The 19,181-nt window shown below is 63.1% G+C and carries 17 protein-coding genes; 11 read left to right on the top strand and 6 right to left on the bottom strand.

The features are described from left to right. The first annotated feature begins 45 nt into the window (after nucleotides 1–45). The gene (thrS, locus tag AMK00_RS11255) at nucleotides 46–2,052 is read left to right on the top strand and encodes a threonine--tRNA ligase (RefSeq protein WP_064810429.1); all 2,007 of its coding nucleotides are present in this window, start codon (nucleotides 46–48) and stop codon (nucleotides 2,050–2,052) included. 259 nt (nucleotides 2,053–2,311) lie between these two features. On the opposite strand, the gene AMK00_RS11250 is transcribed toward thrS, so the two are convergent. After that, nucleotides 2,312–3,415 (bottom strand): hypothetical protein, encoded by a 1,104-nt coding sequence (locus AMK00_RS11250; RefSeq protein ID WP_064806155.1) that lies wholly within the window; start codon nucleotides 3,413–3,415, stop codon nucleotides 2,312–2,314. 113 nt (nucleotides 3,416–3,528) lie between these two features. Here AMK00_RS11250 and AMK00_RS11245 point away from each other — a divergent pair, with 113 nt between their 5' ends. The 3 genes from AMK00_RS11245 (at nucleotide 3,529) to AMK00_RS11235 (ending at nucleotide 5,977) form a co-directional block, all read left to right on the top strand. Beyond that, nucleotides 3,529–4,113, top strand: a complete 585-nt coding sequence (locus AMK00_RS11245) for a nitroreductase family protein (RefSeq protein ID WP_064810428.1) — start codon at nucleotides 3,529–3,531, stop codon at nucleotides 4,111–4,113. Continuing rightward, nucleotides 4,113–4,730 carry a flavin reductase family protein gene (locus AMK00_RS11240; protein WP_064810427.1) on the top strand — a complete coding sequence of 206 codons (618 nt, stop codon included), beginning with the start codon at nucleotides 4,113–4,115 and terminating at the stop codon, nucleotides 4,728–4,730. The genes AMK00_RS11245 and AMK00_RS11240 overlap by 1 nt, the downstream gene beginning before the upstream one ends. Before the next feature lie 101 nt (nucleotides 4,731–4,831). Next, entirely contained in the window at nucleotides 4,832–5,977 is a 1,146-nt protein-coding gene (locus tag AMK00_RS11235; protein WP_064802715.1) for a DUF2336 domain-containing protein, read from the top strand. On the opposite strand, the gene AMK00_RS11230 is transcribed toward AMK00_RS11235, so the two are convergent. Next, nucleotides 5,974–6,393, bottom strand: a complete 420-nt coding sequence (locus tag AMK00_RS11230; protein WP_064802713.1) for a hypothetical protein — start codon at nucleotides 6,391–6,393, stop codon at nucleotides 5,974–5,976. The two genes, AMK00_RS11235 and AMK00_RS11230, sit on opposite strands and share 4 nt — an antisense overlap. A gap of 130 nt (nucleotides 6,394–6,523) precedes the next feature. Here AMK00_RS11230 and AMK00_RS11225 point away from each other — a divergent pair, with 130 nt between their 5' ends. After that, on the top strand, nucleotides 6,524–6,982 hold the full coding sequence (locus AMK00_RS11225) for a GNAT family N-acetyltransferase (RefSeq protein WP_064802711.1): 459 nt from the start codon (nucleotides 6,524–6,526) through the stop codon (nucleotides 6,980–6,982). Nucleotides 6,983–6,998: 16 nt separating this feature from the next. Here AMK00_RS11225 and AMK00_RS11220 read toward each other — a convergent pair whose 3' ends face one another. The 3 genes from AMK00_RS11220 to parE all read right to left on the bottom strand — a co-directional run bounded on the left by AMK00_RS11220 (nucleotide 6,999) and on the right by parE (nucleotide 11,746). Beyond that, nucleotides 6,999–8,204, bottom strand: coding sequence for an AI-2E family transporter (locus AMK00_RS11220; protein WP_064802709.1), 1,206 nt, complete (start codon nucleotides 8,202–8,204; stop codon nucleotides 6,999–7,001). Nucleotides 8,205–8,319: 115 nt separating this feature from the next. Then, entirely contained in the window at nucleotides 8,320–9,459 is a 1,140-nt protein-coding gene (locus AMK00_RS11215) for an esterase-like activity of phytase family protein (protein WP_064806153.1), read from the bottom strand. Between the two features lie 199 nt (nucleotides 9,460–9,658). Then, on the bottom strand, nucleotides 9,659–11,746 hold the full coding sequence (gene parE / locus AMK00_RS11210; protein WP_064806151.1) for a DNA topoisomerase IV subunit B: 2,088 nt from the start codon (nucleotides 11,744–11,746) through the stop codon (nucleotides 9,659–9,661). Between the two features lie 219 nt (nucleotides 11,747–11,965). Between parE and AMK00_RS11205 the strand changes: the two genes are divergently transcribed. The 4 genes from AMK00_RS11205 (at nucleotide 11,966) to AMK00_RS11190 (ending at nucleotide 16,157) form a co-directional block, all read left to right on the top strand. Next, nucleotides 11,966–12,865, top strand: a complete 900-nt coding sequence (locus AMK00_RS11205; RefSeq protein WP_064806150.1) for an alpha/beta hydrolase — start codon at nucleotides 11,966–11,968, stop codon at nucleotides 12,863–12,865. 126 nt (nucleotides 12,866–12,991) lie between these two features. Next, complete coding sequence (tpiA, locus tag AMK00_RS11200; RefSeq protein ID WP_020921334.1) at nucleotides 12,992–13,762, top strand: triose-phosphate isomerase; 771 nt, start codon at nucleotides 12,992–12,994, stop codon at nucleotides 13,760–13,762. 118 nt (nucleotides 13,763–13,880) lie between these two features. After that, nucleotides 13,881–14,384, top strand: coding sequence for a preprotein translocase subunit SecG (gene secG, locus AMK00_RS11195; protein ID WP_064802707.1), 504 nt, complete (start codon nucleotides 13,881–13,883; stop codon nucleotides 14,382–14,384). Nucleotides 14,385–14,528: 144 nt separating this feature from the next. Then, nucleotides 14,529–16,157: a CTP synthase gene (locus AMK00_RS11190; RefSeq protein WP_064806148.1), complete on the top strand. Its 1,629-nt coding sequence runs from the start codon at nucleotides 14,529–14,531 to the stop codon at nucleotides 16,155–16,157. A 57-nt stretch (nucleotides 16,158–16,214) separates the two neighbouring features. Here AMK00_RS11190 and AMK00_RS11185 read toward each other — a convergent pair whose 3' ends face one another. Then, nucleotides 16,215–17,303 carry a citrate synthase/methylcitrate synthase gene (locus tag AMK00_RS11185; RefSeq protein WP_064802705.1) on the bottom strand — a complete coding sequence of 363 codons (1,089 nt, stop codon included), beginning with the start codon at nucleotides 17,301–17,303 and terminating at the stop codon, nucleotides 16,215–16,217. Nucleotides 17,304–17,387: 84 nt separating this feature from the next. Between AMK00_RS11185 and AMK00_RS11180 the strand changes: the two genes are divergently transcribed. Continuing rightward, nucleotides 17,388–18,533 carry a citrate synthase gene (locus AMK00_RS11180; RefSeq protein WP_064810426.1) on the top strand — a complete coding sequence of 382 codons (1,146 nt, stop codon included), beginning with the start codon at nucleotides 17,388–17,390 and terminating at the stop codon, nucleotides 18,531–18,533. Nucleotides 18,534–18,657: 124 nt separating this feature from the next. Continuing rightward, the gene (locus tag AMK00_RS11175) at nucleotides 18,658–19,176 is read left to right on the top strand and encodes a FecR domain-containing protein (protein ID WP_064802702.1); all 519 of its coding nucleotides are present in this window, start codon (nucleotides 18,658–18,660) and stop codon (nucleotides 19,174–19,176) included. The last annotated feature ends 5 nt before the right edge of the window (nucleotides 19,177–19,181 follow it).

Raw genomic sequence — 19,181 nt, 5'->3', positions numbered from 1 at the left:
GCAACCACCCGCATTCGTTGGCGGGACTGGACAAGGAGAATTTCGATGTCCCAATCCGTTTCCCTGACATTTCCCGATGGTTCCGTGCGCAGCTTCCCGGCTGGCGCAACAGGCAAGGATGTCGCCGAATCCATTTCCAAGTCGCTCGCCAAGAGCGCCGTCGCCATTGCCCTCGATGGCGCCGTGCAGGATCTTTCCGATGCCGTCACCGACGGCAAGATCGAGATCGTCACCCGCAAGGACCCGCGCGCGCTGGAGCTCATCCGCCATGACGCCGCGCATGTGATGGCCGAAGCGGTGCAGGAGCTTTGGCCCGGCACGCAGGTGACGATCGGTCCCGTCATCGAGAACGGCTTCTATTACGATTTCGCCAAGAACGAGCCTTTCACGCCCGACGATCTGCCGAAGATCGAAAAGAAGATGAAGGAAATCATCGCCCGCAACGCGCCGTTCACCAAGCAGATCTGGTCGCGCGAAAAGGCCAAGGAAGTTTTTGCCGCCAAGGGCGAGCAGTACAAGGTCGAACTCGTCGATGCGATCCCGGAAGGCCAGGATCTGAAGATCTACAACCAGGGCGAATGGTTCGACCTCTGCCGCGGCCCGCATATGGCCTCCACCGGCCAGGTCGGCACTGCCTTCAAGCTGATGAAGGTCGCCGGCGCCTATTGGCGCGGCGACAGCAACAACGCCATGCTGTCACGCATCTATGGCACCGCGTGGGCAGACCAGGCCGATCTCGATAATTACCTGCATATGCTGGCGGAAGCCGAAAAGCGCGATCATCGCAAGCTCGGCCGCGAAATGGACCTGTTCCATTTCCAGGAGGAGGGGCCGGGCGTTGTCTTCTGGCATGGCAAGGGCTGGCGCATCTTCCAGACGCTCGTCGCCTATATGCGCCGCCGGCTTGCCATCGATTATGAAGAAGTCAACGCACCGCAGGTGCTCGACACCTCGCTCTGGGAAACCTCCGGTCACTGGGGCTGGTATCAGGAAAACATGTTCGGCGTAAAATCGGCGCATGCGATGACGCATCCCGACGACAAGGAAGCGGACAACCGCGTCTTCGCCCTGAAGCCGATGAACTGCCCCGGCCATGTGCAGATCTTCAAGCACGGACTGAAGTCCTATCGCGAGCTGCCGATCCGGCTTGCTGAATTCGGCCTGGTGCATCGCTACGAGCCGTCGGGCGCGCTGCATGGGCTGATGCGGGTGCGCGGCTTTACGCAGGACGACGCGCATATCTTCTGCACCGACGAGCAGATGGCGGCCGAATGCCTGAAGATCAACGATCTGATCCTCTCGGTTTATGAAGATTTCGGCTTCAAGGAAATTGTCGTCAAGCTTTCCACCCGGCCGGACAAACGTGTTGGTTCCGATGCGCTCTGGGATCGCGCCGAAGCCGTGATGACCGATGTGCTGAAGACGATCGAGGCGCAGTCCGAAGGCCGCATCAAGACCGGCATCCTGCCGGGCGAGGGTGCCTTCTACGGTCCGAAGTTCGAATATACGCTGAAGGACGCGATCGGCCGCGAATGGCAGTGCGGCACGACGCAGGTGGACTTCAACCTGCCGGAACGCTTCGGCGCTTTCTATATCGACAGCAACTCCGAAAAGACGCAGCCAGTGATGATCCACCGCGCCATCTGCGGCTCGATGGAGCGTTTCCTCGGCATCCTGATCGAGAACTTCGCCGGCCATATGCCGCTCTGGGTATCGCCGCTACAGGTGGTGGTCGCAACGATCACCTCGGAAGCTGATGCCTATGGGCTTGAAGTGGCCGAGGCGCTGCGCGAGGCCGGTCTCAACGTCGAAACCGACTTCCGCAACGAGAAGATCAACTACAAGATCCGCGAGCATTCCGTCACCAAGGTTCCTGTCATCATCGTCTGCGGCAGGAAGGAAGCCGAGGAGCGCACGGTCAACATCCGCCGCCTCGGCAGTCAGGACCAGGTTTCGATGCAGCTTGACGCCGCCGTCGAGAGCCTCACCCTCGAGGCGACGCCGCCCGACGTCCGTCGCAAGGCCGAGGCAAAGAAAGCCAAGGCGGCCTGAAAATAGGGGGAATACGACAGCGCCGACCTCGGCGCTGTCGGAAATGTCTTTCGCGAGGGGCAGCCACTCGTGCGCCTCCCGTCTCCACTTTCAAATCTTCCTGCCAATGAATGAAATCCGCGCCTGGTCTAGCGGCATCGGCCGATGCGTAGATCCAAAATGATAGCGTCGTTTGCACGTCTGATCAGACGCGCGGCGCTACAGAGCGCCGGCCGATCGGCTTGATCGCTGGTACGCCGGAGAAGCGTGCCCGGCAGAATCAATCCAGGCTGGCGCCGTCGCCGCCGCCCTGCGGCACGAGCTGTTCGTAGGAGGGCAGAGGCTCCTCCGGAGCCGGCTGGACACCCGGGGGTGGCGGCGTGCCGGCCGGCGCCTGCTGCACCGTGCGGGCCGCCGGGCTCTCGGGCTGTTGCGGTTGCTGGTCCTTCATCAGAACTTCGACGTCGGTATTCCGGCCGGCAACCACTGTAAAATCGCGCTGATAGATCTTGTCCTTGTTGCGGGCGACGGCCGAGTATTCGCCTTCGGCAAGGACCATGGTCGGGAAGGCGCTGACGCTTTCGCCGACGCTGTCGCCCGCTGCCGTTAGGATCGACCAGGCGGTGTCGGCGATCGCCTCGCCGCCGGCTTCGGAGACCAGCTTGAAGGTCATCTGGGCGGCGCGGTGCTGGATCGTTGCCTCTGTGAGCTTGCCGGCCTCGACCTGGATGTCCGCGCGAATGACGGCGTTGACGCTGCCATATTCGGAAACGATGTGATAGGTACCGGCATTGAGGCGCACGACAGTATTCGGCGAGACATCGGCCACGACGAGGCCGCGCTCACCGTCGTCGCGCACTTCCGAGGAATAGATCGAGAAACTCAACTGGTCGGGGCGGATGCGGGCATCGGTGCCGGAGACGGCATTGAGCAGCAGGCCGCCGGCATCGAGGACCATCACCTGCTTGTCGACTTCTCCGTCAGCGGGCACGGTCAGCTTCTTTGTGACGCCGGCGCGGCCGAAGGAGACATTGACGAAATAATCGCCCGGAGCGAGTTGGAAGGCAGCGGGTCCGCCCTTGGCGCTGGCGATCAGCGGCAGCTTGCCGTCGGTGCCCGCGATCGGGCTGAAGACATACCAGGAAAGCCCGTCCTCGACAGGCGTACCGTCGGCCGTCAGCTTGGCTTCCATTTCGATGTCGCGCAGCTTGGCTCCTTCGGGCGCGGTGCCGGGCGCAATGAAGGCGTTGAGCTTCGGCATCTTCGACGTCGAATCGAGCTGTTTGAAGTCCTTGAAGGCATCCTGCGCACCGGCGCCGATGGGCATCAATACCATCAGAGCGATGGCGAGGCCGATGCGTGCAAGAGGCGAAATGCCAAACATCTGTTTCGTGAACCGATTGACTTCTGAAATCGCAAAGGCCACTTCAAGACCAACGCGATGGCAAATTCAAGACCCACGCTTTGCAGCAGCATAAAAATGAAAGTTTCTCCCGCATGAAATCCGATATCAAGCTGATCGATTACCTCGCCGTGCGCCGTTCCATTCCCGCTTTCCAGATGTGCGAACCCGGCCCTGAAAAGGCCGAGATCAAGGAGATCCTGCGGCTTGCTTCGCGTGTTCCCGATCACGGCAAGATCGCTCCCTGGCGCTTCATCGTTTATCGCGGAGATGAGCGTGCGCGCCTTGGCGAGGAGCTTCTCAAGCTGGCGCTCGAGGCAAAGCCGGAGCTTTCCGAAGAGATGATCCAGGTCGAGCGCACCCGCTTCACCCGCGCACCGGTCGTTGTCGCCGTCGTCAGCAAGGCGGGGCCGCATATCAAGATCCCGGAATGGGAGCAGCTGATGTCGGCGGGCGCGCTTTGCTTCAATGTCATTCTCGCCGCCAATGCCAGCGGCTATGTCGCCAACTGGCTGACGGAATGGTTCGCCTATGACGAGCGCGCCTATCCGCTGCTCGGCGTCGAGCCAGGCGAAAAGGTGGCGGGTTTCATCCATATCGGCTCGACGACATTCCCGGCGATCGAGCGGCCGCGGCCGGAGCTTGCCGATACCGTGACCTGGGTCGGTGGAGAGGACTGATGTTCTACACGACGGACGGCAACCGGCACGGACTCGCGCATGATCCCTTCAAGGCGATCGTATCGCCGCGGCCGATCGGTTGGATCGGCAGCAAGGGCCGGGACGGTTCGATCAATCTTGCGCCTTATTCCTTCTTCAACGCCGTCGCCGACCGGCCGAAGCTGGTGATGTTTTCTTCCGCCGGACGCAAGGACAGCCAGCGCAATGCGGCGGAAACCGGCGCCTTCACCTGCAATTTCGTCAGCCGCGATCTCGCCGAAAAGATGAACCTCTCCTCGGCGGCGCTGCCTTACGGCAACAGCGAATTCGATTTCGCCGGGCTGACGCCGAAACAGTCCGAACTGATCGACGCCCCCTATGTTGGCGAGGCTTACGCCGTGCTCGAATGCAGGGTCACCGAAATCATCGAGCCGAAGACGTTATCGGGCGCGCCGTCTGAAAACGTTCTCGTCTTCGGCGAGGTGGTCGGCATCCATATCGACGAGGCGATCGTCAGGGACGGCCGCTTGGACATGTCGATCGCCCGACCTGTGGCCCGCATGGGCTACATGGATTACAGCGAAGGCAGCGATGTTTTCGAGATGTTTCGGCCGCAGGTACCAAAGGCGGAAGCCTGAGCGCAAGGCATGCAAAGGCTTAAGAAATATGGTGAACCAATCTTAAACCTTTTGTCGCTACGGTCACAGCATTGAATGAAACGCGAAGGAATCGCGTTCAAGTGCTGGGGCGTCGCGTGATCGTAGAAGCTTTCCTTCGTTGGATCGAAACGGCCAAGACCGGTGATCGGGCCCGGGCCGCGAACGCACTCGGTCGAGCCTATCTGCAATCCGAGATGAGCGGCGAGGAGCGGGCGGCAGCCGAGATGGCGATGACCTTTCTTCTCGATGACCCGTCGCCGCGTGTGCGGCTTGCGCTGGCCGAGGCGATCGCCTGGTCGCCCGACGCGCCGCGCAGCCTGATCCTTTCGCTTGCCGCGGACCAGCCCGAGGTTGCCTGCCACGCCGTTACCTGTTCGCCGCTTCTCAGCGACGCCGATCTTGTCGACCTCGCCGCACGCGGCAACGGCGCCACCCGCATGCTGATCGCGGCCAGAGGCCATGTCACCCGCCCGGTCTCGGCTGCACTCGCGGAGGTCGGCGATGAAGACGAAGTGCTCTGCCTGCTTGAAAACGACGGCGCGGCCATCTCCAGCCAATCGTTGAAACGCATCGCTGAGCGGCTTGGCGATTGCTGCGATATTCGCAACCTGCTGCTCGACCGCAGCGACCTTCCGGCCGATGCCCGCCAGCTGCTCGCCCAGCATGTCAGCAATGCACTGGTCGGGCTGCCGCTGGCGCAGGCGGCGATCGGCCTGCAGCGCCTCCAGCGCATCAGCCGCGAGGCGACCGAGGCAGCCATCGTTTCGATCGCCGGGGATATCGCGCCGCGGGAGATACCGGATCTCGTCGAGCATCTGCGCCTCAACGGCCGGCTGACGCCCTCCTTGCTCATGCATGCGCTCTGCGTCGGCAGGCTGGACTTCTTCGCCGCTGCAATCGTCGATCTAACAGCGTGCAGCGAGCGCAGGGTGCGCTCGATCCTGGCAACCGGGCGCATGCATGCCGTGCGCGCGCTCTATGAATCCGCCGGCCTGCCGCGGGATATCAGCGTGATCTTCGTCGAGGCGACGCTTCTGTGGCGCGAGGCCGTTCGAAAGGCGCCGGGCAGCGTGCTCGGCACTGTCGGAGGCCGTCTTCTCGAAAAATTCCGCCATCACAGTGGCGCACACGGCGCGGCCGGCGAACTGCTCGACATGGTGGAGAAGTTGCACGTCGCCGAACAGCGGCAATCGGCCCGTGTCTATGCCGCGCTTGCAGCGGCTTAGTCGTTCAGCCTGGTTACAACCCAGGAATAGCTGGCGGATACGAAATGCACAGGTTTGGAAAGCGTCTCCTTGACGTCTCGGCCGGATGGCAGATGTGCGCGGACCTGGCCGGCGATGTTTTCAGCAAAGCCGGCGAGGCCTGTTGGTTCCTCGGGTGCCACGGGAGCGGTGTCGGCCGCGGCCGCAGGCAAGGGCGCCGGTTTCGGCGGTTCGGCGACGGCAAGCGCTTTCGGCGCCTCGCACACGGCGATCACCGAGGGATAGCTGACATTGGTATAGGCCTTGAGCCGGCGTTCGGCTTCGGCATCGCAAGCGGCGACGGTTTCCCAGCGCTTGTCGACGGTCGCGACATAGCTGCACTGGCTGACGGAATCGTCGCAACCGAGAATCGTCATCGCGATGAGCACCGCTTGCATATTCTGCTTCCTTGGCTATTGAACCCGATATCGCCTTAGACGGCGCAATTCCAACCGAAACAAGGCGAAGGCATTAACTCTTCGTCATCTCGGCAAAAATTTGCGCCTCCCGCAAACACTGGAAACCATCATGTCCGTCACTATCGCCCAGGAGCCGCCGCGCCAGGACGGCGTCATCCGCCTTCTCGATCTTTCCGACGCCTATGCAGCGTCGCTCTATCCGGCGGAGAGCAACCACCTGGTCGACCTCTCCTTGCTGGAGAAACCTTCGGTAAGCTTCTTCGTCGCCCGCAATGAGGGGCCGATCGTCGGATGCTGCGCGCTGGTCGAGGCCGGCGACGGCACGGCGGAGATCAAGCGCATGTTCGTTGACCCGCAGGCGAGGGGATTGAGGATCGCGAGCGGGCTGATGAATGCGCTGGAGGCGATCGCGAGGGAAAAGCGGCTGACGGCGATCCGGCTCGAGACCGGCATCTATCAGCCGGAGGCGATCGCCCTCTACCGCAAATACGGATATCGGGAGATCGAGGCTTTCGGCACCTATCTGCCGGATCCGCTCAGCCTGTTCATGGAAAAGCGGCTGGGATAGGCTTCACGAAGGCAGTTCAGCCTTCGGCGACGCGCGGGATCGGCTTGGACGGCGGCGGTGCCTGTTCGTCGATGACGATCTGCGGCACCCTCTCGCTGCTCTCGGCGTTGCGGGCCTCATGGATCCATTCGCGCCAGATGGCGACGATCAGCGCCATCAGCACCGGGCCGATGAAGAGGCCGAGAAAACCCATCGTCTTGACGCCGCCGACAAGGCCGAAAAAGGTCGGCAGGAAGGGCAGCTTGATCGGGCCGCCGACGAGCTTCGGCCGCAGCGTCTTGTCGACGATGAAAAGCTCGACCGTGCCCCAGACGAAGAGGCCGACGCCGGCGACATGCGAGCCGCTCGCCAGGAGATAAATGGAAACCAGCGTGAAGGAGAGCGGCGCCCCGCCCGGTATCAGGGCCATCACCCCCGTGAGCACGCCGAGCGTTACCGGCGACGGCACGCCGGCGATCCAATAAGCCACACCGAGCACGATGCCTTCGCCGATGGCAATCAGCGTCATGCCCATGACGGTGGAGCTGATCGTTGCCGGCACGACGCGGGAAATGCGCTCCCAGCGGTTCGGCAGGATGCGCTCGCCCAGCATGTCGATCTGCTTGGAGAAGGAGAAGCCGTCGCGATAGACGAAGAACAGCGCGATCAGCATGAAGAGCAGCGTGAGGAGAAGATGGAAAGCGCCGCCGCCGGCTGCCAGCACGGCGCGATAGATGTTGCCGATATGAGCGCCGCTGATCGCCTGGATGAGTTCGCCGAGCGCGCCGGGACTGCCGACATATTTGGTCCAGAGATCATCGAGATAGGGGCCGGCAAACGGCAAGGCGACGATCCAATTCGGTGTCGAGGCGCCGGCGCGGTTGGCGTGGATCGCCCAGGCGAGCCAGGTGCGCACTTCGCCGGTCGTATAAGTGACCGCGAGCCCGATCGGGATGACCAGGAAGGTAAGGATCATGAGGATGGCGATGGTCGCGGCGACCGTCGTATTGCCGCCGACGCGGGCAAGCAGCTTGCGATAGAGCGGCCAGCTGGCAAAGCCGATGACGAGAGCTGCCAGCACCGGCACGAGGAAACCGTAGAAGAAATACACCCCGGCGGCGGCGACCAGCACCAGCAGCCAGCGCGCCGCCGAGATGGAGGGAATCAGCGGCGTGCGTGTCGGCGCCGACGACCCCAGCCATCGCGGCTCATGATTGGTTTTCTGACGGTCGAACACACCCACGCGCGCCTCTTCTTATTCTTGTACTCTGGTTATGGGCCATGAACCCGGCGGTTTCAAGGTCCGCGCCGTGAAAGCTGATATAAAGCATCACTGTTCGGCCGTCAGACACGGCGTCTTACTGCCGCGGGCGGCTGAGAACCTTGAACGCGTAGAATTGCGTCTTCTGAGTGGTCGAGAAATTATTGTCGGAGCCGAGGATGAGGACGTCGGTACCGTCCTTGGCCTTGCCGAGCGACATCGCCTCGATATTGTCGGGAATGAGGCCGATTGCTCTGAGATCGAGGATCTGGCTCTTGCGGGCAGGGACGACTGGCAGGTCGTTCTTGGCGAGTGAGGGGATGGCGGATATGTCGGTCGCATCGGCGAGATCCATCATCATGATCTTGACGTTATTGCCGAAGCCTTCGGCGTAGCTGCGCTCGATGGCGAGCAGGCGGTGATCGTCAAGGGCGAGTATTTCCGACATGCCGTTGTCGTTGCCGCGGTCGGCCTTGATGGCGGACTGCGGAATCGGCGAGACGGGATAGACATACTCAGCCTTCGGCTCGCCGGTTGCGCCGTCATAGCGGATGATGCGCGACAGGCTGCCCGTCATCAGCGACGGCTTCGGGCCATCTTGATAGAGGGCGGCTTCGACGCCGACGAAAACGTCGCCCGAGGGCGCGACCGCGAGATCTTCGAAAGCGAGGTTGTCGCGGATGCCGGTCGACTTGTCGATGGTCGGAGCAAAGCCCTCCGGCAGTTTGAACTCGCGCACGAACGAACCGTCCGGCGCTGTGACGCGGATGAAGGGTGGCAGCAGCACCTTGGCATCGCCTTCGCTGCCCCAGTAGATGCCGTCCTTGCCGAGGCGGATCGATTCCGGGTCAACGGTCTTGGCGGCGAAGGGCTCACCGTTCTTGTCTTTCAGCGTCACATGCTTGACGACGGAAACGCCCTTGAGGCCCGACGCATCGACATCGATGTCGAGTTCATAGAAGCGGGCGGGCGCCTTGTCCGAACGGTCGTCGCTGATGGCGATAAAGTGGCCGGTAGCGGCATCGAAATCGAGGCCTGAGATGCCGCCGAACTCGACGCCGTTTTCCATTTGACCTGTGGGGATGACGAATTCACCGAGATAGGAGAGCGAAATGCCGGCGGCGCAATCGCCGAAGGGGCAGGCGCTTGTGAAAGTGGAGCCGATATCGGTGGCGCTGACGGGGACGGTGCTGGACAGGAGAACGAAAGCGGCAGTCGCGGCAAAACGCTTGGTCATGGCAAAATCCGGCAAGGGTTGAAAACGGCTCGAACCGGCGCAGGCGCTTCTCCCCGGGGGAGGTCGCGCGCCGTCCGCTTCATGCACCGGTTATTTGACGGAGTTGTTACGGTTCTTCGTCAGTTCCGTGAAATCGCAGATGCTAAAATGCGGCGCGCCGGGCGTATCTGTCAGATCATTCGGCGCGCCTGAGACGTGTTTAAATATCAAGGTTTTCGGCGAAGGCTGCACGCTCCTGGATGAAGCGGAAGCGGGCTTCGGGCTTGGTGCCCATCAGATCGTCGACCGCGCTGCGGGTGCCTTCGAAATCCACCTCGTCGATCAGCACCCGGAGCAGGGTGCGCTTGGCCGGATCCATGGTGGTTTCCTTGAGCTGGGCGGGCATCATCTCGCCGAGACCTTTGAAGCGGCTGATCTCCACCTTGGCCTTGCCCCTGAATTCCGTCTGCATCAGCTCGGCGCGATGATTGTCGTCGCGGGCATAGGCGGATTTCGCTCCTTGAGTAATCTTGTAGAGCGGCGGCACGGCGAGGAAGAGATGGCCGCCACGCACCAGTTCCGGCATCTCCTGATAGAAGAAGGTGATGAGCAGCGAAGCAATATGGGCGCCGTCGACATCGGCATCGGTCATGACGATGATGCGCTCATAGCGCAGATCTTCCTGCCGGTATTTCGAGCGCGTGCCGCAGCCGAGCGCCTGGATCAGATCGGCGAGCTGCTGGTTGGCGCCGAACTTCTCGCGGCCGGCGCTGGCGACGTTCAAGATCTTGCCGCGCAGCGGAAGGATCGCCTGGTTGGCGCGGTTGCGCGCCTGCTTGGCTGAGCCACCTGCTGAATCGCCCTCGACGATGAAGAGTTCGGCGCCTTCGGCGGTGTTCTGCGAGCAGTCGGCAAGCTTGCCCGGCAGGCGCAGCTTGCGCACCGCCGTCTTGCGGTTGACTTCCTTTTCCTTGCGGCGGCGCAGCCGCTCCTCGGCGCGCTCGATCACCCAGTCGAGTAGTTTGGCCGCTTCGTTCGGGTTGTCGGCAAGATAGTGGTCGAAGGGGTCGCGCAGCGCGTTCTCGACGATGCGCTGGGCCTCGACCGTCGCAAGCTTGTCCTTGGTCTGGCCGACGAATTCCGGCTCGCGGATGAAGACCGACAGCATGCCGACGGCCGAGATCATTACGTCGTCGGTGGTGATCTGGGCAGCGCGCTTGTTCTGGGTCAGCTCGGCATAGGCCTTCAGGCCCTTGGTCAGCGCGATGCGCAGGCCGGCCTCATGTGTGCCGCCTTCAGGCGTCGGGATGGTGTTGCAATAGGAATGCACCTGCGGGTCGCCGCCATACCAGGTGATCGCCCATTCCATCGAACCGTGGCCGCTGGCCTTCTCCGTCTTGCCGGCGAAGATCTCGCGGGTGACGGTGAATTCCTTGCCCATCGTCGCCTGGAGATAGTCCTTGAGGCCGCCGGGGAAATGGAAGGTGGCCTTGTCCGGCACCTCCGACCCTTCGGGCAGTACGCCCGGCTCGCAGCTCCAGCGGATCTCGACGCCGCCGAAGAGGTAGGCCTTCGAGCGCGCCATGCGAAAGACGCGGGCGGCCTCGAACTTCATGTGGTCCCCAAATATCTGGGGGTCGGGATGGAAGCGCACCCGGGTGCCACGGCGATTGTGGACGTCGCCAAGTTCTTCGAGCCCACCTTGCGGCAGGCCGCGGGAAAAGCGCTGGCGGTAAAGCTTCCGGTTTCGCGCCACCTCGACCTCGAGGAAGTCGGAGAGCGCGTTGACCACCGAAACGCCGACGCCGTGCAGGCCGCCCGATGTCTCGTAGGCCTTGCCGTCGAATTTACCGCCGGCATGCAGCTTGGTCATGATGACTTCGAGTGTCGACTTGCCCGGCACCTGCGGATGGTTCTCGACCGGAATGCCGCGGCCGTTGTCGGTGACGGTGAGATAGCCCTGCAGATCGAGATGCACCTCGATGAAATTGGCATGTCCGGCAACCGCTTCGTCCATCGCGTTGTCGATGACCTCGGCGAAGAGGTGATGCAGCGCCTTTTCGTCGGTGCCGCCGATATACATGCCCGGGCGCATGCGTACCGGCTCGAGGCCTTCCAGGACCCGGATCGACGAGGCGCCATAGTCATCCGCGTTCGAGGCGACAGGCGCAGGGCGCGCCGGCGCCGAGGGCACGGCCGTCAAGGGAGCGGCCGCCGGCGGACGTTCGCTCGGCGCGGCAGGCTTCTGCGCCTCCTCGCGTTTTTCGGAGAGGGGCAGTCCGGAAAAAAGGTCGTTGCTGTCGTCCATGGAGCCGTTCAGATCTTCGTCCTGTCTTGGGTCTGGCTTGGGGCTTGCATCAGCCGCCGACCCAAAATCACCGCATTTCATGTCACGTTTGCGAATCAGGCAGATTCTGCCAGAAAGCACCGCGATACGCGACACCGCCGGATTGGCGGGCTTTGACACATGATTTGCGTTGCCGGGCGCGGAATGGCAAGCGGCGGCAGGCTTCAGGAAACCATCCGCATGCGAATGTCCACAAGTGATTACACCGTTATATCAGCAATTGCGGCCTTTTTCCTATCCGCAGCCGTTCTTTCCGCCGGCGGACCAACATGGGCGGCCGACGCGCTGCCGCCTTTCAAGGACGATCTGTTCTCGAAGCAGACTGTGCTGCAGACCAGCGAGGGCGGCGCCTTAGAGGTCATCGACTATGACGAGATGCGCGATATCAACGGCCGCGACCAGATCCCGGAGAAGCGGGCGCAGCAGAAATATGTGTCGCTCGGCATCCGCAAGGCCCAGGCGGATGAAACCCTCTCACTCGAAGGCATCAGGCTCGATGTCACCAGGGTGGGACCGGTCGCGAATGCCGCCTTCACTGTGATTTTCATCCACGGCCGCGACGGCGACCGCCGGCTCGGGGCCAATGATTACAGCTTCGGCGGCAACTTCAACCGGCTGAAGAACCTCGTCGCCGGTAATGGCGGCGTCTATTATTCGCCGACAGTCAGGAGTTTCGACAGCAACGGCGTTGCCGCGATCGAAGGCCTCATCCGCCATGCCAGCGCGCAATCGCCCGGCCGGCCGGTGATCCTGTCCTGCGCCTCCATGGGCAGTCAGGTCTGCTGGGGCATCGCGCGTGACGAGGCCAGCGTCAAGCGGTTGAGGGGCATGTTGATCATGAGCGGCGTCACCGATCCGGATTTCACCAGAAGCGCCTTCTACAAGGCGAAGCTGCCGCTCTGGTTCGCGCATGGCAGCCGCGATCCGGTCTATGCCGCCGCCGACCAGCAGGCGCTGTTCGAGAGCCTGCTCAAGGCGAAATATCCGACGCGCTTCACGCTGTTTCAGACCGGTAATCACGGAACGCCGATCCGAATGGTCGACTGGCGCAGGGTCTTGAACTGGATTCTTGCGGCTTAACGGGCGTTTTCCGGCAGAAATATGCTCGGGATCGCAGAGATTCCCGTTACGTCAGGGGCATGATGCTTTTCTTTGGCGCAAGCTTTTGATATGCGGCCAGGGATATGAAGTTTGTGGAAGGCCGGCATGACACCTGACGTGCGCCCGCTGGTGGCGGGAAATTGGAAAATGAACGGCACGCGTGCCTCCCTGGATCAGATCAAGGCGATCGCCGAGGGTGTTCGCCCGCCGCTCGCCGACAAGGTCGAGGCGCTGATCTGCCCGCCGACGACGCTGCTCTACGTGGCAACCGCGCTCTGCACCGACAGTCCGCTGGCGATCGGAGCGCAGGACTGCCACCAGAAGCCGTCGGGCGCGCATACCGGCGACATTTCCGCCGAGATGATCGCCGATAGCTTCGGCACCTACGTGATTGTCGGCCATTCCGAGCGTCGCACCGACCATGCCGAGACGGATCATCTGGTCCGCGCTAAAGCGGAGGCGGCTTTCGCTGCCGAGCTCACTGCGATCATCTGCATTGGCGAGACGGCCGACGAACGCCGCGCCGGGCAGGAGCTCGACGTCATCAAGCGCCAGCTTTCCGCATCGGTTCCCGATGCCGCAACCGCCGAGAACACAGTCATCGCCTACGAGCCGATCTGGGCGATCGGTACCGGCGTGACGCCGACATCGGGCGATGTCGAGAAGGCGCATGCCTTCATGCGGGCGGAGCTCGTGTCCCGCTTCGGCGACGAGGGCCGCAAGATGCGGCTTCTCTACGGCGGCTCTGTCAAGCCCGCCAATGCCGGAGAACTGCTTGGCATCGCTAATGTCGACGGTGCGCTGATCGGTGGGGCGAGCTTGAAAGCCGCCGACTTCCTCGCCATCTACCGGGCCTATGAGGCGCTGCTCGCCTGACGCGTTGTTCATAGCTCGGTTTATTCCGGCAGAAGGGCTTGGAATAGGCGAGAGCCTCATGTAAAGAGCCGCCAGAATTCTTATTTATGTCCGTCTCCAGACGGGCAGGACTGGACCCATGCAGACAGTATTGATTGTCATCCATCTCATGATCGTGCTCGCCCTCGTCGGCGTCGTGCTCATCCAGCGCTCGGAAGGCGGCGGCCTCGGCATCGGCGGCGGTTCGGGCTTCATGTCGGCCCGCGGCACGGCCAATGCGCTGACCCGCACGACCGCGATTCTTGCGACCTTGTTCTTCCTCACCTCGCTTGGCCTCGGCATACTGACGCGCTACGAGGGCCGTCCGAGCGACATCCTCAACCGCATCCCCGCGACGAGCGGCCAGGGCAACGGCATTCTCGATTCGCTCGGCGGCGGTGCACAGGCTCCGGCGAACCAGCCGGCCGGCAACGGTGTCCCAAGCAGCGGTGCGGCTGTGCCCGCACCACAGGCTCCGGCCGTGCAAGCTCCCGCAGCAGAGGCTCCGGCAGCCACCGCGCCTTCAACGACTGCTCCGGCAGCGCCCGCAGCTCCGGCCGCGCCGGCGCCGGCTCAGCCTTCCGGCGTCCCGACGGGACAGTAAACCGGACTTCGAGATAAACCGCCGGCAGGCCCTCGGGTCTGCCGGTTTTCTTTTGTGCAGATTCCCGCGCCACTCTCCGAAAATTCCGGAAAAGAATTTTTGGGGCTGGCGGAATCGTTTTTGAAAAGGTATCCGGTGAAGCCCATGGCGCGATACGTATTCATCACTGGCGGCGTGGTTTCCTCCCTCGGAAAAGGAATTGCGGCCGCGGCTCTCGGAGCGTTGCTGCAGGCCCGTGGATATAGGGTCCGGCTTCGCAAGCTCGACCCTTATCTGAACGTGGACCCGGGCACGATGAGTCCGACCCAGCACGGCGAGGTCTTCGTCACCGACGACGGCGCGGAAACCGATCTCGATCTCGGCCACTACGAGCGCTTCACGGGGCGTTCGGCGACCAAGACCGACAACATCACCACCGGCCGCATCTACAAGAACATCATCGACAAGGAACGCCGCGGCGACTATCTCGGCGCGACGGTGCAGGTCATCCCGCACGTCACCAACGAGATCAAGGATTTCGTCACCGAGGGCAATCAGGACTACGATTTCGTCATCTGCGAGATCGGCGGCACGGTCGGCGATATCGAAGCAATGCCCTTCATGGAGGCGATCCGCCAGCTCGGCAACGACCTGCCGCGCGGCACCGCCGTCTATGTCCATCTGACGCTGATGCCTTACATTCCGGCGGCCGGCGAGCTGAAGACCAAGCCGACCCAGCATTCGGTCAAGGAACTGCAGGCGCTTGGCATTCACCCCGATATCCTGCTTGTGCGCGCCGACCGCGAAATTCCGGAAGCCGAGCGCCGCAAGCTCTCGCTGTTCTGCAACGTGCGTCCGTCGGCCGTCATCCAGGCGCTCGATGTCGCCAATATCTATGACGTGCCGATGGCTTACCACAAGGAAGGCCTCGACGACGAAGTGCTCGCCGCCTTCGGGATCGAGCCGGCGCCGAAGCCGCGCCTTGACCAGTGGGAAGAGGTCTGCAATCGCATCCGCACACCGGAAGGCGAAGTGACGATCGCGATCGTCGGCAAATATACCGGCCTCAAGGATGCCTATAAATCGCTGATCGAGGCGCTGCATCATGGCGGTATCGCCAATCGCGTCAAGGTCAAGCTCGAGTGGATCGAGTCGGAGGTCTTCGAAAAGGAAGATCCGGCGCCCTATCTCGAAAAGGTGCATGGCATCCTGGTGCCCGGTGGCTTCGGCGAGCGCGGCTCCGAGGGCAAGATCCATGCGGCGCGCTTCGCCCGCGAGCGCAAGGTGCCTTATTTCGGCATCTGCTTCGGCATGCAAATGGCCGTCATCGAGGCGGCGCGCAATCTCGCCGATGTGCCGGACGCGTCGTCGACCGAGTTCGGCCCGGCGAAGGAGCCGGTGGTCGGTCTTATGACTGAATGGGTCAAGGGCAACGAACTGCAGAAGCGGACGGCAGCCGGCGATCTCGGTGGCACCATGCGTCTCGGCGCATACAAGGCGGCGCTGAAGAAGGGCACGAAGATCTCGGATATCTACGGCTCGACGGATATTTCCGAGCGTCATCGCCACCGCTACGAGGTCAATATCGACTACAAAGATCGGCTCGAGAGCTGCGGCCTCGTTTTCTCCGGCATGTCGCCGGATGGCGTGCTGCCGGAGACGATCGAATACCCCGATCATCCGTGGTTCATCGGCGTGCAATATCACCCGGAACTGAAGAGCCGGCCGCTCGACCCGCATCCGCTGTTTGCAAGCTTCATCGAAGCGGCGACCGAACAGAGCCGTCTCGTCTGACGCATGCGGCGCCAGATCGCGCGGTTATGCGCGATCTGGCTAATCGGCCATTCCTTTTCAGGCAGCGGCTGGCAACGGCCCGATATAGACCGAACGAGGGCGGATCAGCCGGCCGTCGAGCGCCTGTTCGCGGGCATGCGCCAGCCATCCGACCGTGCGGCCGATCGCAAAGACGCCGGTGAAGGCCTGCCGCGGAAAGCCGAGCGCTTCGAGCAGCAGCGCGGTATAGAATTCGACATTGACGTCGAGCGGCCGGTTCGGCTTGCGCGCTTTCAGGATCGCCAATGCGGCGGCTTCCACCGCCTCGGCGAGTTCGCCGCGGGCGCTGTCGACCTGGCCTGACGCGATCAAAGGCTTCAGCGCGCCTTTAAGCGCATCGGCGCGCGGGTCGCGGACGCGGTAGATGCGGTGGCCGAAGCCCATCAGCCTTTCGCCGCGATCGAGTGCATCGGCAAGCCATGTGCCAGCATTATCAGGCGTTCCCACCGCATCCAGCATATCGAGGACCGGACCGGGCGCGCCGCCATGCAGCGGCCCCTTCAGCGCGCTCAACGCCGCCAGAACCGAAGAGGTGAGGCCGGCCTGCGTCGAGGCGATGACGCGCGATGCGAAGGTCGAGGCGTTGAGGCCATGGTCTGATATCGTCACGAGATAGGTGTCGAGCGCCGCCGTCTGCTCCTGGGTCGGCAATCGTCCGGTCAGCATGCGCAGGATATCGGCTGCCTGCGGCAGCGAGGCGTCGGGCGCGATCGGCTTTTGACCGCGCTGCAGCCGGAGAATCGCCGGCAGGAAGACTGCCGGTGCTGCCAGCAGGGCGAGGGCGGTGTCGAAATCCTCGCCGTCCGGCAGCCTGGCGATCAGCGCCCGCATCGCATCGACCGGCGGCAGGGTGAGCAAGGCGGCGTCGGCGGCCTCGGCGTGGACAAAGGTCCTTGTTCGGGCTTCCGCCAGCCAGTTGCGCAATTGCGCTTCATCGAAGCTCCGTTCCATCAATCCGTCGAGCAGCAGGGCGGCCACGCGCTCATAGGTTCCGCCAGCGACCAAGTGATCCAGCGACACGCCGCGAATGATCAGTCGCCCCGCTTCGCCATCAACATCCGAAAGCTGCGTTTCGGCGGCAATGACGTCTTCCAAGCCGTTCTGCATGATGTTTTCTCCTTTACCGCGAGGATGATCCGACCTAGTTTCATTGACGTCAATCTTGACGCAATTGATCAATGTGAGGCCGTGATGCCGTGGCTGAGCGCCGAGGAGGCGTTGCAGACGCTGAAGACCAAACCGCAGACGCTCTACGCCAATGTCAGCCGAGGGCGCATCCGCGCGAAGCCCGATCCCGCCGATCCGCGCCGCAGCCTCTATCACGCTGGAGACGTGCGGCGGCTTGCCGATCGCCATGCCGGCCGCCGCAAGGCGGAAACGGTCGCGGCCGAGACGATCCGCTGGGGCGATCCCGTTCTCTCCTCGACAATCTCCACCGTTTCGAGCGGACGCCTTTTCTATCGCGGCCAGGACGTGGCCAATCTTGCCGAGACGGCGACGCTGGAGCAGACGGCGGCATTGCTTTGGAATGGAGTGGAGACGCCTGCCTTCTCGACCGCGATCGCGCATGGCCTTCCATCGCTTCAGGCCGCGTTCCTGGCGCTTGCCGGGCGGGTGACATCGGACCTGCCGTCGCTTGGCCGCTCGCCAGCGGCACTCCGGCGCGAGGCGCATGGGATTCTTGCAACGATCGCGGATGCGCTGGCGCCCGGCGCTTCGGAGCGGCCGCTGCATCTCAGGCTCGCGGCAAGCTGGCAGCGGCCGGAGGCCGGCGATTGCCTGCGTCGCGCGCTGGTGCTGCTTGCCGATCATGAACTCAACGCCTCGGCCTTTGCGGCACGAGTCACCGCGTCATCGGGTGCGGCGCTATCGGCCGCCGTGCTTTCCGGTCTGGCGACGCTGACGGGACCGCTGCATGGCGCCGCCTGGCAGAGCGTCGATGCGTTGATCGAGGCGGCTTGCGCCCTCGGTCCGGCGCAGGCGATCCGCCGCACCCTTGCACAGGGCAATCGCTTATCCGCCTTCGGTCACCCGCTCTATCCGGACGGCGATATCCGGGCGCTGGCGCTGCTTTCGCAATTTTCACTGCCGCCTGAGTTCGCCGAGGTCAGGGACAGGGGCGAGGAGATCGTCGGAGAAAAGGTCAATATCGATTTCGCACTTGCCGCGATGGCGGCAGCCTTCGATCTGCCGAGAGAGGCGCCGATCGTCATTTTTTCGCTTGCACGCTGCACCGGCTGGCTTGCGCATGCGATGGAGCAGATTGAAAGCGGCGAATTGATCCGGCCACGGGCACGGTATACCGGACCGGTGCCCGATATGAAGAGCAGCACTTGAGGATGCGCGGCCTGCTTTTTTCGCCTATGGAAATATCCGAATTCGGCTATCATGCCTCGCATGGAAGAAGACGGTTGGCGGGTGCTTTCGCAGAAGCAGTTCCGCACGGTCACGGGGGCTTTCCATGAATATGACGTTTCTCAAGCTGTTTGCCGCCGCGCTCGTTGCCTGCCTCATTCCGCATGACGCGGCGCTCGCGCAACCTGCGGGCTGCGCGATCTCGCGCGATGCCGGCGCCCGCCAGACGCTCAGTTGCCCTGGTGGCGTCAAGGTGACGGCGGAGGCCGGCGCGTCTTTCCAACTCTCCGACCGCAACCGTGACGGCAGTCCCGATTCGGCCTCGGTGCGGCGCAAGGCCATTCTCGTCGATGTTGACGGCAGTCAGCATGCCGGTGGTTTCCAGGTGGTGACACCGCAGGCGATCGCTGCCGTGCGCGGCACACAATGGGCTGTCGACGTCGCCGGCGGCAAGACCTCGGTCTTCGTCGTCAGAGGCAGCGTGGCCGTCCGCCGGCCCGCCGGCGAGCCGGTGGTGCTGTCACCAGGCGAGGGCGTCGATGTTAGCAGCGGAACCGAATCGCTGGTCGTGCGCCGCTGGCCCGCACCGCGTGTCGCCGCCCTTCTCGCCCGGCTCGGCCAATAAATGCC

Source organism: Rhizobium sp. N621, from assembly GCF_001664325.1.
Lineage (GTDB): Bacteria > Pseudomonadota > Alphaproteobacteria > Rhizobiales > Rhizobiaceae > Rhizobium > Rhizobium esperanzae.
The sequence above is the reverse complement of the archived record's forward strand: the minus strand, read 5'-3'. Positions and strand labels throughout refer to the sequence as shown.

Coding starts and splice junctions, on each gene's coding strand:
- thrS (WP_064810429.1), top strand. CDS start 46: ATGTCCCAATCCGTTTCCCTGACATTTCCCGATGGTTCCGTGCGCAGC.
- AMK00_RS11250 (WP_064806155.1), bottom strand. CDS start 3,415: ATGTTTGGCATTTCGCCTCTTGCACGCATCGGCCTCGCCATCGCTCTG.
- AMK00_RS11245 (WP_064810428.1), top strand. CDS start 3,529: ATGAAATCCGATATCAAGCTGATCGATTACCTCGCCGTGCGCCGTTCC.
- AMK00_RS11240 (WP_064810427.1), top strand. CDS start 4,113: ATGTTCTACACGACGGACGGCAACCGGCACGGACTCGCGCATGATCCC.
- AMK00_RS11230 (WP_064802713.1), bottom strand. CDS start 6,393: ATGCAAGCGGTGCTCATCGCGATGACGATTCTCGGTTGCGACGATTCC.
- AMK00_RS11225 (WP_064802711.1), top strand. CDS start 6,524: ATGTCCGTCACTATCGCCCAGGAGCCGCCGCGCCAGGACGGCGTCATC.
- AMK00_RS11215 (WP_064806153.1), bottom strand. CDS start 9,459: ATGACCAAGCGTTTTGCCGCGACTGCCGCTTTCGTTCTCCTGTCCAGC.
- parE (WP_064806151.1), bottom strand. CDS start 11,746: ATGGACGACAGCAACGACCTTTTTTCCGGACTGCCCCTCTCCGAAAAA.
- AMK00_RS11205 (WP_064806150.1), top strand. CDS start 11,966: ATGCGAATGTCCACAAGTGATTACACCGTTATATCAGCAATTGCGGCC.
- tpiA (WP_020921334.1), top strand. CDS start 12,992: ATGACACCTGACGTGCGCCCGCTGGTGGCGGGAAATTGGAAAATGAAC.
- secG (WP_064802707.1), top strand. CDS start 13,881: ATGCAGACAGTATTGATTGTCATCCATCTCATGATCGTGCTCGCCCTC.
- AMK00_RS11190 (WP_064806148.1), top strand. CDS start 14,529: ATGGCGCGATACGTATTCATCACTGGCGGCGTGGTTTCCTCCCTCGGA.
- AMK00_RS11185 (WP_064802705.1), bottom strand. CDS start 17,303: ATGCAGAACGGCTTGGAAGACGTCATTGCCGCCGAAACGCAGCTTTCG.
- AMK00_RS11180 (WP_064810426.1), top strand. CDS start 17,388: ATGCCGTGGCTGAGCGCCGAGGAGGCGTTGCAGACGCTGAAGACCAAA.
- AMK00_RS11175 (WP_064802702.1), top strand. CDS start 18,658: ATGAATATGACGTTTCTCAAGCTGTTTGCCGCCGCGCTCGTTGCCTGC.